Origin of the sequence: Sphingorhabdus sp., from assembly GCF_046154385.1 — a bacterium.
GTDB lineage: Bacteria > Pseudomonadota > Alphaproteobacteria > Sphingomonadales > Sphingomonadaceae > Sphingorhabdus_B.
The window spans coordinates 145,391-160,040 of the sequence record NZ_JBJXFW010000045.1 but is presented as its reverse complement, the minus strand read 5'-3'; the positions used below and the strand labels follow the sequence as shown (position 1 = coordinate 160,040).

Annotated in this window: 11 protein-coding genes and 1 tRNA gene; 6 read left to right on the top strand and 6 right to left on the bottom strand. The window is 53.5% G+C overall.

The annotated features are described in order from the left end of the window. Window positions 1-68 precede the first annotated feature (68 nt). Entirely contained in the window at window positions 69-1,436 is a 1,368-nt protein-coding gene (locus ACKVOS_RS09300) for a M48 family metalloprotease (protein ID WP_409211729.1), read from the top strand. Window positions 1,437-1,492: 56 nt separating this feature from the next. After that, the gene (locus tag ACKVOS_RS09295; protein ID WP_409211728.1) at window positions 1,493-2,317 is read left to right on the top strand and encodes a DsbA family protein; all 825 of its coding nucleotides are present in this window, start codon (window positions 1,493-1,495) and stop codon (window positions 2,315-2,317) included. A 22-nt stretch (window positions 2,318-2,339) separates the two neighbouring features. Here ACKVOS_RS09295 and ACKVOS_RS09290 read toward each other — a convergent pair whose 3' ends face one another. Continuing rightward, window positions 2,340-3,026: an RlmE family RNA methyltransferase gene (locus ACKVOS_RS09290; RefSeq protein WP_409211727.1), complete on the bottom strand. Its 687-nt coding sequence runs from the start codon at window positions 3,024-3,026 to the stop codon at window positions 2,340-2,342. 2 nt (window positions 3,027-3,028) lie between these two features. Then, window positions 3,029-4,183 carry a Ppx/GppA phosphatase family protein gene (locus ACKVOS_RS09285; RefSeq protein ID WP_409211786.1) on the bottom strand — a complete coding sequence of 385 codons (1,155 nt, stop codon included), beginning with the start codon at window positions 4,181-4,183 and terminating at the stop codon, window positions 3,029-3,031. Window positions 4,184-4,437: 254 nt separating this feature from the next. On the opposite strand from ACKVOS_RS09285, the gene ACKVOS_RS09280 reads away from it, so the two are divergent. Continuing rightward, window positions 4,438-4,511, top strand: a tRNA-Gln gene (locus tag ACKVOS_RS09280). Window positions 4,512-4,871: 360 nt separating this feature from the next. Here ACKVOS_RS09280 and rmuC read toward each other — a convergent pair. From rmuC to ACKVOS_RS09265, 3 genes are read right to left on the bottom strand one after another with little or no spacing between them, the layout of a single operon-like run. Further along, a complete protein-coding gene (gene rmuC / locus ACKVOS_RS09275) occupies window positions 4,872-6,212 on the bottom strand; it encodes a DNA recombination protein RmuC (protein WP_409211726.1) in 1,341 nt (446 codons plus the stop codon). Window positions 6,213-6,263: 51 nt separating this feature from the next. Continuing rightward, complete coding sequence (locus ACKVOS_RS09270; RefSeq protein WP_409211725.1) at window positions 6,264-7,031, bottom strand: CDP-alcohol phosphatidyltransferase family protein; 768 nt, start codon at window positions 7,029-7,031, stop codon at window positions 6,264-6,266. Next, the gene (locus ACKVOS_RS09265; RefSeq protein ID WP_409211724.1) at window positions 7,031-7,765 is read right to left on the bottom strand and encodes a phosphatidylserine decarboxylase; all 735 of its coding nucleotides are present in this window, start codon (window positions 7,763-7,765) and stop codon (window positions 7,031-7,033) included. The genes ACKVOS_RS09270 and ACKVOS_RS09265 overlap by 1 nt, the downstream gene beginning before the upstream one ends. 143 nt (window positions 7,766-7,908) lie before the next feature. On the opposite strand from ACKVOS_RS09265, the gene ACKVOS_RS09260 reads away from it, so the two are divergent. The 3 genes from ACKVOS_RS09260 (at window position 7,909) to ACKVOS_RS09250 (ending at window position 11,924) form a co-directional block, all read left to right on the top strand. Further along, entirely contained in the window at window positions 7,909-9,129 is a 1,221-nt protein-coding gene (locus tag ACKVOS_RS09260) for an NADP-dependent isocitrate dehydrogenase (protein WP_409211723.1), read from the top strand. Window positions 9,130-9,246: 117 nt separating this feature from the next. Further along, complete coding sequence (locus ACKVOS_RS09255) at window positions 9,247-11,016, top strand: cation:proton antiporter (RefSeq protein ID WP_409211722.1); 1,770 nt, start codon at window positions 9,247-9,249, stop codon at window positions 11,014-11,016. Between the two features lie 125 nt (window positions 11,017-11,141). Next, window positions 11,142-11,924, top strand: coding sequence for a YkgJ family cysteine cluster protein (locus ACKVOS_RS09250; protein WP_409211721.1), 783 nt, complete (start codon window positions 11,142-11,144; stop codon window positions 11,922-11,924). Window positions 11,925-11,939: 15 nt separating this feature from the next. Here the strand turns inward: ACKVOS_RS09250 and alaS are convergent, their stop codons facing one another. Further along, window positions 11,940-14,582: an alanine--tRNA ligase gene (alaS, locus tag ACKVOS_RS09245; protein ID WP_409211720.1), complete on the bottom strand. Its 2,643-nt coding sequence runs from the start codon at window positions 14,580-14,582 to the stop codon at window positions 11,940-11,942. Between the last annotated feature and the right edge of the window lie 68 nt (window positions 14,583-14,650).

The window sequence follows — 14,650 nt, the reverse complement described above, 5'->3', positions numbered from 1 at the left end:
GAACCGCTCCCCTCAACGACGCGGTTTCTTCATTGCCTGTTCACTTTGTTGGCGGCACAACACGAGATATGGCTCAAGCTTCATTCAAACATCTTCGAACATTTATTGCGTGTGTACTCGCACTGGCATTGACGGCTCAGCCCGTAATGGCGCAATCCATATTACGGGATGCGGAAACAGAGGCTTTTTTCGAAGAAATTTCAGAACCATTGATACGAGCAGCAGGACTGGATCCGGCCAATGTTGACATTGTTCTCATAAATGATCCTTCGATCAACGCATTTGTCGCAGGCGGCCAGATTGTTTATCTGCACAGCGGCCTAATCGAAGCCGCCAAAACCGCAAACGAGGTACAGGGTGTCATCGCCCATGAACTTGGCCATATCGAAGGCGGTCATGTTATTCGCTATTCAGAAGGTGTCAGCGCTGCAAGCGGCCTCAGCATAGCATCACTGATACTCGCTGCGGCTGCAATTGCCGCCGGTGCGGGCGAAGCCGGTATGGGCATACTGGCCGCAGGACAGCAAGCTGCGCTTGGAAAATTCCTTGCGTTCAGCCGCGCTCAAGAAGGCACGGCCGACGCGTCGGGTGCTCGCTATCTTTCGGCAGCCGGAATTACCGGCAAAGGATCAATCAACTTTTTCAAAACCTTGCAAAATTTTGAATTCCGCCTCGGCATCCCGCAAGAAGACAGCTACGGCCGGACGCACCCCTTGTCAGGGGAACGCATTTCGGTGTTGGAAGATACATATTCAGCCGATCCAGCATGGGAGAAAACATTGAACCCGAAATGGGAGTCGGATTTCAAAAGGATCAAGGCAAAATTGACCGGCTTTCTTGCCGATCCCACTGACACTATGCGCGATTATCCGGAAACCGATAAAAGCATTCCTGCCCGCTATGCGCGTGCTTATGCCTGGCACAAAGGTGCGTATCCGCAAAAGGCGCTGGAAGAATCGTCCTCCCTTGTCGCCTTAGCACCTGATGATCCCTATTTCTTGGAATTGCATGGACAGATTTTATTGGAATCGGGCAAGCCGGTTGATGCGGTTTTACCATTACGCAAAGCGGTAGAGCTTACGGGCAATCAACCTCTGATTGCGGCGATTTTTGGCCATGCCCTTGTTGCGACGGAGGACAAAGCCAATCTGGACGAGGCCGCCACAGTGTTGAAAGCGGCTGTGACAAAAGACAATCAAAACCCGTTCGCATGGTACCAATTGGGTGTGGTCTATGCCCAAAAAGGCGACACTGCCCGCGCTGCACTGGCTAGTGCTGAACGCTATTTGATGGAAGGCGCACCTCAATTCGCCCTGCCCAACGCCCAGACCGCTATGGCCGGACTGACGGAATATACGCCTGACTGGATTAGAGCCCAGGACATCAACATGGTGGCAGAAGCACAATTGGCCCAGTTGAAAAAGCGCCGCCGCTAGAAACTGGGTCCTAAATTACTGGTATAACCATCTTTTTCCTTTTAAGCGCAAAAGCCATGAACGTGATTGCCAAAAACAGCCGCCTGCCACTTCTTTTCCTCGCCTTGGCCGCTTCGGTGCTCGCACTGATCGGCGTCTATTTTTTGTGGCAGTGGGTGCCGAACACCGAAAGTTCCCGATCTGAACCCAACGCCCAAAACGCATCCGCCTCAGCGGATACGGCGGTCGCCGCAGCCGGCATGTCGAACGAAGAGCGCAAGGCAACCGAAGCTCTGGTGCGCGCATATATTCTGGAAAACCCGGAAATCATCACGCAAGCAGTTGAAATCCTACAACAGCGGGAGACAGCAAAACGGCTCACTTCAGTAAAGGATGAGATTATTAAACCCTTTGCCGGCGCAGAAACCGGGAACCCCAAAGGCGACGTTACCATCATCGAATTTACTGATTATAGCTGTGGTTTTTGCCGCGCCAGCGTGGCCGATGTAAAACGTCTATTGCGTGATGACCCCCGCATCCGCCTTATTTATCGCGAGTTGCCGATATTATCGCAAGGCAGCCGTGAAGCGGCAGCTTGGGCGCTTGCCGCTGCCCGGCAAGGAAAGCACCAAGCGTTCCACGACGCAATGTTTGCCGCCGGAATTCCCAATACACAGAGCATTCGCGTCGCCGCGACAACAGCGGGGCTAAATCTTGCAGAAGCCGAGAGTTTTGCCGCTTCGCAGCAGGTCAAAGATGAAATTGAGAGCAACCTTGCAATCATGCAACAGGTTGGATTTAACGGGACGCCAACTTTTGTCATCGGCGATCAAATTTTGGAAGGTGCGTTGGGTTATGATACGCTCAAAGCTGCCATCGAAAAAGCGCGCAGCCGAAATTGAACCCAAGACGCAGGTCCTGGCCCTAAACTTTTTTCCCTTGAGCGATAACATACCATTCAACCGACCCCTTCCGGCTGGCAGGCGGCTTTGCGTGCTTGACGGTGGTAAAATTGCTTTTCAAAATCGATAGTAAAGCGGGATCTGTACCTCCGGCAAAAACCTTTGCAACAAAATCGCCACCGGGTTTCAATACTTGAACGGCAAAATCTACGGCCGCCTCGACTAATCCCATCGTTCGCAAATGATCCGTCTGTTTATGCCCCACCGTGTTGGCAGCCATGTCGGACAGTATCAAGTCCGGAGCGTCGCCCAGTGCTTCTATCAACCGGCCGGGAGCCGCATCATCCATGAAATCCATTTCGAACAGGATAACACCCTCGAGCGGCTCTACAGGCAATAGATCAATGCCAACGACGCTTGCTTTGGGATTTTGCCGCCGAACAACCTGCGCCCACCCGCCCGGCGCAACACCAAGATCGAGTACGGACTTTTTACCGCGCAATATGTGAAATTTCTCATCAAGCTCGACCAGCTTGTACGCGGCCCGGCTCCGATAGCCTTCGGAATGCGCGCGGCGGACATAGGGATCGTTCAACTGCCGCTCGAGCCAACGCGTAGATTGCATAGACCGACGCTTGGCAGTTTTTACCTTTTGCCGCCCGGCAAGGCTACGCCCCGAATTTTTCCCGCCAAAAAGATTGTCTGCCATCGTCAGTTCCGTCGATTTCTGCGATTGGCGTCACTTGCCATCAGAGCCCGCAATATACCCTCACGAATGCCTCTGTCGGCGACGCCCAGACGTTCGCCCGGCCATATATCAAATATGGATTCGAGTATTGCACATCCCGCGACCACCAGATCTGCTCGTTCATGACCAATGGTGGGAAACTCAGCCCTGCCCTTAACCGACCTTCGGGCCAATTCACGGCTGATTTCGCGCATTTTTTCCGTGGGCAGATGCAGACCGTCCACGGCGCGGCGGTCATAGCTTGGCAGTTTCAAATACACGCTGGCCAACGTTGTAACCGTACCTGAAGTGCCCAGCAACCGATAGTCGCCACCAGTTTTGGGAAGGCGCGCGCCAAATTCGGCAAAGCTCGCAGATACCTTATCGCGCATCGCTTTATAGGTGCTGGCAAGACTGTCGGCATCATCCGCATCCTGTCGTTCGCTTTCGGTCAAGGACACCACGCCCCATGGTACGCTCACCCAATCGACAATTTCAGGTACGACACCATCGGTCGACACCAGAACCAATTCGGTCGAACCCCCGCCAATGTCGAAAATCAACGCTGGGCCATCACCTTCCTCCAACAGGGCATGGCAACCCATCACAGCTAGCCGAGCCTCTTCTTTCGGGCTGATAATATCAAGATGTATACCCGTCTCGCGCTTTACGCGCTCTATAAATTGCGCGCCATTGACCGCTTGGCGGCATGCCTCCGTCGCGACTGATCTGGCAAGAACAACGTTCCGTTTCTTCAGCTTTTCCGCGCATACAGATAAAGCTTCAACCGCACGATCCATCGCCTCATCGCTCATCCGTCCGGTCGACGTTAACCCCTCCCCCAGACGCACGACACGGGAAAAAGCATCAACTACGGTGAAATCATCTCCGCCGGCTTTAGCAATCAAAAGCCGGCAGTTATTGGTTCCAAGATCAAGTGCAGCATAAGCTGTGCGTTCAAACCAATTGCGCCTCGAAGAAAATGTGTCAGATTTGGGTGCGCGTGCAGAATTATCTGATCGGGCATCAGAAACGCCATTGTTTGAAGCCGACGCACAGGATGTAACGCCATTCGATGCGGGACGCCGCGCAGCACGCGCCGCGCCATTGGCCGAAGCCGGCTGCCCATTGGCAGCCATCGGTGCCGCTTTTTTGCGACGGGGCGACTTTCTACTTTTACGCCCGCGTCCCTTATGCGGCGATGGCGCGATATTTTCGCCCATGGCCGAAATTCTCTTCTTATATTCTATCCGGTTCGGATTACCCGCCGGTACCTGACGGTGACGCTACGACGAACAGGTTAAAATATCAAGATTTTTGCTCACAACCCACGAAACGCACGATTCAGCGACTTGACCGCCCACTAGCACAGGCATATAGGCCCGCCCTCTGTTCCCCGGTCGTCTAACGGTAAGACTACGGACTCTGACTCCGTCTATTGAGGTTCGAATCCTTACCGGGGAACCAGTTTAAATAATTGATTTATTGTAGTAATTATCTTCAAAATAGCTGCCAAATCGTAATGGTTGTGTTGCGTGAAAGCACCACGCATTTCCGCGTGTTTCCCTCCCTTTACGCTGGGTTCCGGCAGCTCCATGCAACATGGGCCAATCCCCGTAGAGATTAAAACGACCACCCAGCTGACTGGGTATTCCTGCAGACTACATGCTGTGTTAGTCTTCACACAAGTGTATTGGGTATCCATGCGTTATTGAGATGCCGCTTTAGAGATTAACGACAGGGTGGAGAACAACGTGATACCTGCAATCAAAGATACCCCCTTTCATCATGCGGACATTTAAGGGGCCGGCTTGAAAAACTGCGATACTATACTGTCATTTCACTTTGATCTTCAATCAACCGGTTGACCGCTTCCTCATTGTATCGCGGCAAAGCCTCAATTTCAGGAAGGTCTTCAAGATCCCGCTTTCCTGTTTCAATGTTCAAATCGGCAAACTTGCGACCGGTGGAAAGAACATTACGTTCAAAACTACCGACAAAATCATTATATTGCCCCACCGTTCGGCCCAAGCTCGAGCCTACTTTCTTCAAATGCTCGGCTGCCACAGCAAGACGGTCATACATTTCTTTGCCCAACGCACCGATCTGGCGCGCCTCGTCGCTCAATTTCTTCTGCCGCCACATCCCTGCGATAGTTTTCGCAAGTGGAAAAAATGTGGCAGGGCCAGACACGATAACCCTGTTGCGCGCGGCGCGTTCCCACAAATCGAGGTCATGTTCCAATGCCGCAGAGAGGAAATTGTCCCCCGGAATATAGAGAACCACATAATCCGGCGCCTTATCAAATTGGTTCCAATAGGCTTTCGAAGCCAATGACTGGACGTGCCCGCTCACCGCATTCGCGTGTTTTTTCATATATGCCAGCCGCGCTTCGGTTTCCACTTCATCTACAGCGGCCAAATACGCATCAAGCGGACATTTTATGTCGACAATCAAAGTTTGGTCGCCCGGCAAATTTATAACAAAATCGGGACGAAAAATACCGTCCGCATTTGCAACGCTTACTTCTTTTCGATAATCTATTCCGCTCTTCAAACCAGCTATTTCCAGTAAATTTTCAAACTGCTGCTCCCCCCAACGTCCGCTTGCTTTGGGCGCCGAACGCAGCGAGTTTACGATTCTGGCAGCTTCGGTTGTAACGCGTTCTTGCCCCTGCTTCATCTCGCCGATCAAGCCTTTCAAGTCACCGTAAGCCACAGATCGCTCCTTTTCGATCCGATCAACTTGCTCTTCATAGGCCTTTAGCTTGTCGCCTACGGGCGAGAGCAACAATTTAATCTTCTCTTCGTTTTTCTCGCCGGCCTGATCGAAGCGTTCGCTGGCACGCTGCAAAAAAGCAGTTTGTGCATCGTGCAGCAATTTCTGGCTTATTTCGGCAAATTGCCCTGACAAAGATTCTTTTGCAGCCGCCAATGTAGATAATTGTTCTTCAAAAGACTGTTCACGTTCGCTTAGTGCCGTTTCTGCCTGAGCCAGCTTTATGCGCGCTTCTTCTCTTTCGACGATCACGCCATCAAGACTGAGTCGCAAAGAAGCTACAGTTTCGGCACCGTCATTTGTGCCGTGACGACCGGCAATCCAGCCAAGAACCAGTCCGAGCAAAAGTGCGCACATACCGACTATAGCGATCACTAACGGCTCCAACATGCTACTCCAAAAAAAGAACGAAGATGGAACATAGCGCGTTGCGGAGCAACGTCAAGATTCTAAAGTGGCCGCTTTTCGTGCGCGTTTTACTTTTGCGTAACTCATGATGCTGAATGGCAAAAGACCCAAATAAAAAACACTCGCACCGATCAAAGCGACCCATGGGGCGGCAACTAAAGTTGCACCAAAAAGGCCGACGCCGGCCAATGCGATGAAGCGAAAACTTGGGCGAACCTTGATGGATGACCAACTGAAAGTTGCGACATTTGAAATCATGAGCACGGCAACAATGAGGAGCCAGGGCGCGATAAAACGGTAATCCCTAACCCATTCTCCTCCTGTTTCGAACCAGATTAGCATAGGTAGCAAGGCCAGTCCGGCACCGGGCGGCGATGGCACTCCCGTGTTAAATCCGGCTGATTTATGGGGCTGATCATCGGTATCGATCCGCGCATTAAAACGCGCCAAACGAAGCGCCGCACACAGCACAAAGAACACACAGATCGTCCAGCCAAAGCGGGGCATATCCTGCATCACCCAAATATATATGATCAGGGCTGGAGTCGCACCGAACGAAATTACATCCGACAATGAATCAAGTTCTGCGCCAAAACGGCTTTCGCCTTTTAACAACCGTGCTATCCGGCCATCCATTGCGTCTAATACACCCGCAACGACAATCGCGGCCACAGCGCTTTCCCAGCGCCCCTGCAATGCGAACCAGGCACCGGATAGACCTGTGCACAGCGCCAGTGCCGTTACCGCATTGGGGGCCAGTGCCCTTAGCGATATTCCAGGAAGGGTCGAACCATTTTTCATCAATGCGCGATAGCGACCAGATCCTGGTCGACCCCAAGTTCCGCAATTACCGTTTCGCCGGCGATACATCGCTGACCTTTTATGACGCGTGATGCCGTACCCTGCGGTAAATAAACATCCACGCGACTACCAAAGCGAATAAGTCCGACGCGTTGTCCGTTTGCGACGCTATCTCCTTCTTTGACAAACGCGATGATTCGCCGCGCAACCAAGCCGGCAATTTGCGTGAACCCGATGCGTACTCCATCGCTGCGTTCCACAAGGAAATGCTGACGTTCATTTTCTTCGCTAGCTTTATCCAAATCAGCGTTCAGAAATTTGCCGGCGATATAAACCACTTGCTTTATAGTACCCCGAATTGGCGTTCGGTTGATGTGAACGTCAAACACGCTCATGAATATTGAAACGCGGGTCAAAGGTTGATCGCCCAAACCGTCAGGTCCGGAAAGTTCGGAAGGCGGCATTACCCGTTCGATCAAAGTTACTAGGCCATCAGCCGGCGATACGACAAATCGGTCATCGATCGGGGTCGCGCGGACTGGGTCGCGGAAAAATGCAAGGGTCCAGACAGTAACCGCAGCCATCGGCCACGCAAGCGTTTCCCAAGCCATAAGGGCGAAAAATAAAGTCAACCCACCCGCAATCAGACCAAATTTTCGGCCTTCTGGATGAACGGGGGGAAACGACCATTTTGCGACCCCGGTACCCCGGTTTGTCAGTTCTTGTCTGCTCATCCGCCCTAGCTAGGGGATGGCGTGCGATGTTACAACCATTTCCGCCACGTGCATTGCGCGTTATAGCGCAGTTGAACATATGGCAGACTTTGCTATGGCTCCGCTCAAAGATCTCATCATCCCAATGGAAAGCGCGTCCCGTCATGGCAAAAATCAAGGTGAAAAATCCAGTCGTCGAACTAGATGGTGACGAAATGACCCGCATCATCTGGGAATGGATACGCGAACGCTTGATTCTTCCGTATCTGGATATCGATCTCAAATATTACGACTTGGGCGTTGAAAAGCGCGATGAGACCGATGACCGTATTACGGTTGATTCGGCGAATGCGATCCGCGAATATGGCGTAGGGGTTAAATGCGCGACCATTACACCCGACGAGGCCCGGGTTGAGGAATTCGCGCTCAAGAAGATGTGGAAGTCGCCGAATGGAACAATTCGCAACATTCTTGGCGGCGTTGTTTTCCGTGAACCTATCGTCATTCAGAACGTACCTCGCCTGATCCCCGGCTGGACCGACCCAATCGTTGTCGGGCGTCACGCATTTGGTGACCAGTATCGCGCGACCGACTTTCTGGTACCGGGCCCCGGCACATTGCGCCTGGTTTGGGATGGTGATGATGGCCGAACTATAGACGAAGAAGTGTTCCGTTATCCGTCGTCGGGCGTCGCTATGGCGATGTACAATCTTGATGACTCAATCCGCGACTTTGCCCGCGCCTCGCTCAATTATGGCGTAGGCCGGCAATGGCCGGTTTATCTGTCGACCAAAAACACAATATTAAAAGCCTATGACGGCCGGTTCAAAGACATCTTTCAGGACGTATATGAAAATGAATTTGAGGCGAAGTTTAAGGAACTGGGTATTGTTTACGAACACCGCCTGATCGACGACATGGTTGCATCGGCACTGAAATGGTCAGGCAAGTTTATCTGGGCGTGCAAGAATTATGACGGCGATGTGCAGTCCGATCAGGTCGCCCAGGGTTTTGGCTCATTAGGTCTGATGACGTCTATCTTGATGACACCAGATGGGAAAACCGTGGAGGCCGAAGCCGCACATGGAACCGTTACCCGGCACTTCCGTCAACATCAGCAAGGTAAGGCAACGTCGACCAATCCTATTGCTTCCATTTTTGCATGGACCGGCGGTTTGAAGTTCCGTGGAAAATTTGATGAAACTCCCGAAGTGACCCGGTTCGCGGAAACTTTGGAAGAAGTCTGCATTCAAACGGTTGAAGACGGCCACATGACCAAAGATCTTGCCATCCTAATCGGACCGGATCAGGCATGGATGACAACAGAACAATTTTTTGAGCAGGTTCGCCTTAACCTCGAAAACAGAATGGGTAGCTGGCAATAATTGCAAGTGTTTCGAAGGTAGAATTGCAAAGATAGAAAAAGCGCGAGGCACCGGTCTTGCGCTTTTTTATATGTCCGGCCCTTCCCTTTCCTCACCGCATGTGCGTACTAAAGCGACATGGCAGGCGAACTCCAAACAGACGGCCTCAGCAATGCGCTGGTAATCTTGGGCGCGGCAGGTGTTGTCATACCGGCATTTGCCCGCGTCCGCATCAATCCTATTGTCGGTTTTTTGTTGGTCGGCGTGTTGGTTGGCCCCTTTGGACTTGGCTCCCTAGCCGACAGTTTCCCGTGGTTGCGCTGGATCACTATTTCTGATGTCGAAGAAATAAGCCCGTTAGGTGACTATGGAATAATATTGCTATTGTTCACCATCGGGTTGGAGCTTTCATTCCGGCGGCTTTGGAAAATGCGAAGGACCGTTTTTGGCTTAGGTCCGGCTCAATTATTTGGCGGCGGCCTTCTCATTGCTCTTGGTCTCTCGTTTCTCGATTATAGTTGGGCGAGCGCAATTGGGTTGGGTCTGGCATTGGCGCTCTCCTCCACAGCTCTCGTTATTCCAATCGCAGGAACACAATCGGCCGTAGGTCAGCGAGCATTGGGCATGCTGTTATTTGAAGATCTTGCGATTGTTCCAATCATCTTTTTCCTTGGTGCTTTGGCTCCCAAAGCTGCGAGCGGGTCTTTTGACGGGCTGGTGACTGTTATAATGGAAGGCGCATTGGTTGTTGGCCTCATGCTATTATTGGGCCGGGTCATGTTGCCCTATCTGTTCGGTCAAGCCGCCAGGACCAAAAGCCCTGAGCTGTTTTTGGCAGCAAGTTTGCTGGTTGTCATAATCGCAAGTCTTGCAACTAGCGCGGTAGGCCTTTCCCCGATTTTTGGGGCATTGATCGCAGGCTTGCTGATCGCCGAAACGGATTATCGGCATGAAGTGGAAGTCATAACTGCACCCTTTAAGGGCTTAGCACTTGGGGTATTCCTGATCACGATTGGCATGCAAATCGATCTTAATTTTATTCGTGCAAACTGGTCTTTATTGGCCGCCGCTATTTCAGGCATAATAATCGCAAAGTCCTTAGTCACGGGAGGTCTGCTCAAACTGGCCGGAGCGCGCACTGGCACGGCTACCGAAACCGGATTGTTGATGTCGAGCCCGTCGGAAACGACACTAATCGTATTGGCGGCGGCAAGTGCAGCCCAATTGATCGACAAAGAAACGGCCACTTTCTGGCAGGCTGCGACGGCCATCGGACTCACAATCACGCCCATTTTGGCCCGCATTGGCCATGATATGGCAAAACGGATTGAATTGCGCGAAAGCGAGCCGTTGCGTGCGGAAACCGCAACACCAATGGACCGGGCAATAATCGTAGGCTTTGGACGTGTCGGGATGCTGATCGCAGATATGCTTATCCGACATGAGCAACCTTATATCGCGGTAGAGGCTAATATTGATGCGGTTACGTCGGCGCGGCGGAGGGGCTATGACGTTATGTTTGGCGACGTCTCCAGACCAGAAGTACTGGAGAAGCTGGACATTGCAGGTGCCAAGGCGCTTATCCTTACGATGGACGAGCCTGTACTCGCCGCCCGTATTGTCAAACGCATCCGGTTCGATTTTCCGGACCTAACGATCATATCCCGCGCCCGCGATGCAGACCATGCCGCAGAACTTTATAGAGCCGGTGTCACTGATGCGGTGCCGGAAACACTTGAAAGCTCGCTGCAGTTATCAGAAGCCGTGCTGGTCGATTTGGGAATCCCGATGGGCTTTGTAATCGCTTCAATCCATGAAAAGCGCGACGAATTCCGGCGCATCATAATGGACCAGGGTGGCCTTGACGAAGCGCCAAAACTCAAATTGCAAACCCACGATCTGCACTAGGTTCCTCCTAGATCACGGCAACCCAACGGCAAGGCGGTGAGTTTCCCAAGGTTGGTCATGAATCCGTCATACGCGACGCGCAGTTGTTCGCCGAATCTGCAAAAGTCCCAACCGAAAGATCGATCATGTCGAAGCTGAAACCGCCGCACCTTATTCGCCATCTTATGGTAAAAGGGTGCATGGGGGAATTTGCAGCGGGATCGAGTGCATTTAATCCCGATGAGAGCATTGCGTTGGTCCGTTACTTCGCCCGCCTTGCGGCCGCACGCACGGCTGAAACTACTGACCAGCTTGTCGAAATTTATCGCGCGGTTGGCGAAGCCAGCATGTCGCGTTACAAGCCCGCACAAAAAGTCGCTTGCAGCAAAGGATGCGGTAGCTGTTGCCATCAGCAAGTATCCGTCAACGCGGTGGAGGTTTTCTATATTGCCCGGCGACTGCGCCGAACAAAAGCGATTGCCGACCATGAGGTGCGGATTGCGACCAAACTTGCGGCGGGTCGCGGTGATCTGACAAGGGTCATTGATCCCGCTAACCCATGCGCTTTTCTTGTCGATGGCATGTGCAGCATTCATGTTGACCGGCCTTTTGCATGTCGAGCCATGGTTTCCCTTGATCTCCCGGCGTGTCTGCGCCGTTTTGAAAGCGGAACGGGCCTTATTCCCTATCCTGTCGCCAACGACCCGATTAAACAATGGCTCAACGTTTCACTTTGGACGGCAATGCGGGTGAACGGTTTGCCACCACATACTTACGAATTGACCGCCGCGATTGACGCTGTGCTCCACGATCCCTCGATCGAAGATGACTGGTATGCGGGCGTCGACCGGATGGATTCGGCCATTGACGACCGCGTTCCCGATCACTTCCCGCCGGGAGATGCCCTGCAGGCCTTGGCTCGGCTTTGACAAGGCACCAATGCGTTAGGACTTGAGCGCAAGCTTGATCGCGTCGAGTGCGGCCTGCGCCTGTTCGGCACCCTCAGGCCCGCCGCCTTGCGCCATATCAGGCCGGCCACCCCCGCCCTGCCCGCCCATTGCAGCGGTCGCTGCACGGACAAGATCAGGTGCTGTAATTTTCCCATGCAGCGTTGGAGAGACAGCCACGACAACGGTATTACTCGCCTCATTCGCCGCCACGATTGCCACGACGCCGGTTCCAATGGCCTTCATCTGGTCGTCCGCCAATCCGCGCAGAGCCTTGGGGTCGATTCCCGCGATGACCTGACCCATGAACGAAACGCCGTTGATATCCTCTGCCTCCAATTTGGGTCCAGAGCCGCCCGAAAGCGCGAGTGCCGTTTTGGCTTCACCCAGTTCCTTTTCAAGCCGCTTGCGTTCGACAAGCAGGGTTTCGACCCGCGCCGCGACTTCATCCGGTGCGGTTTTCAAAAGGGCGGCCACATCCTTCAGCTGACCCTCGCGGCCGGCCAAATGTTGCCGTGCCGCTTCGCCCGTCAATGCTTCGATCCGGCGAATACCACTGGCCACAGCACCTTCGGAGAGGACCGTGAACAGGGCAATGTCGCCAAGCGCCGTAACGTGCGTTCCACCGCACAATTCGACCGAGTAATTTACACCTTCTGCGTCGCCCATGCTGAGCACGCGGACTTCGTCGCCATATTTCTCGCCGAACAGGGCAAGCGCACCGGCGGCCACAGCATCGTCCGGGGTCATGAGCCGCGTCGTTACCGGCCGATTGCCGCGAATCTGCGCGTTCACATCAGCTTCAATCCGCGCCATTTCTTCCGCAGACACCGCCTGATTGTGCGAGAAGTCAAAGCGCAAACGTTCCGGCGCAACAAGGCTGCCCTTTTGCGTCACATGGCCGCCCAAGCTAGTCCGCAGCGCGGCATGCAGCAAATGGGTCGCACTGTGGTTCGCACGCAAGGCATCGCGGCGTTTGGTATCGATTTTCAGCGTGACGACATCACCCACTTTGATTTCACCGCCGGTCAACGAAACCTGATGTGCATGCAATCGACCAAGCGGCTTGGCGGTGTCGGTCACTTCACCGCGCATCGACGCGCCAGAAATGGTCCCGGCGTCGCCCATCTGTCCGCCACTTTCACCATAAAATGGCGTCTGGTTGGTGATGACCGTGACAGTATCACCGGCAATCGCGGACTGCACCTCGGCACCATCCTTGACCAGGGCCAACACCTGACCTTCACCTTCGCTGGCGGAATAACCGGTAAATTCGGTCGAACCGACTCGTTCGGCAATATCGAACCAGACATCGTCTGATGCCTTGGCGCCCGAACCTTTCCATGCCGCCCGCGCGCGTTCCTTTTGTGCGGTCATGGCGGCTTCGAAGCCCGCAGCATCGATGCCAAACCCTTGAGCGCGCAAGGCATCTTCGGTCAAATCATAGGGAAAGCCGAACGTATCATAAAGCTTGAACACGGTTTCACCGGCAAGCGTATCGCCTGTTTTCATGCCCGCTGTCGCTTCATCCAGCAGCTTCAACCCCTTGTCCAGCGTGCGGCGGAATTGCGTTTCTTCCTGATTCAGCGTCGCCTCGATCAACTGCTGCGCGCGGATCAGTTCGGGGTAAGCTGCGCCCATTTCGGACACCAGATTGCCCACGAGACGGTGCATCAACGGTTCTTTCGCCCCCAGAATATGGGCATGGCGCATCGCGCGGCGCATGATGCGGCGCAGTACATAGCCGCGGCCTTCGTTGGACGGCATGACCCCGTCCGCTAGCAGGAAGCTGGTCGACCGAAGATGGTCGGCAATGACCCGGTGGCTGGCCATCTGTTCGCCTTCGGCCTTGGTTCCTGTCAGTTCTTGCGATGCCGCAATCAGCGCCTTGAACGTATCGGTATCATAATTGTCGTGGACACCCTGCAACACCGCCGCGATGCGTTCCAGCCCCATGCCGGTGTCGATCGACGGTTTGGGCAAAGCGGTCTGCGAGCCATCATCATGCCGTTCAAACTGCATGAAGACCAAGTTCCAGATTTCAACAAAGCGGTCACCATCTTCATCCGGACTTCCGGGAGGGCCACCAAAAATATGGTCGCCATGATCGTAGAAAATCTCGCTGCATGGTCCGCACGGCCCGGTATCGCCCATCGACCAGAAATTGTCGTTGGTTGCGATGCGGATGATACGTTCTTCAGGAAGGCCCGCAATTTTGCGCCACAGGTCAAACGCCTCGTCATCGGTATGATAGACCGTGGTCGTCAAACGGTTGGGATCAAGTCCCCAGACTTTCGTCAGCAACGTCCATGCATGAACAATCGCCTCTTCCTTGAAATAATCGCCGAAGGAGAAATTCCCCAGCATTTCAAAGAAAGTATGGTGCCGTGCGGTATAGCCGACATTGTCGAGGTCATTATGCTTGCCACCGGCGCGCACGCATTTCTGGCTTGATGTCGCCCGCGGAATCTCCCGGCTTTCAAGGCCGGTAAAAACATTTTTGAACGGCACCATCCCGGCGTTGACGAACATCAACGTCGGGTCATTGTAAGGCACTAGCGCTGCAGACTGCACTACGTCATGCTGGGCGTTGCCAAAATAGTCGAGAAAACCGCGGCGGATGTCATTTGTTGAGGTCATAGCGTGAGCGACTTAGATGGATTTCCAGATAGATGGAACATGTAACGGACAAGAATGTGCGCCAATCG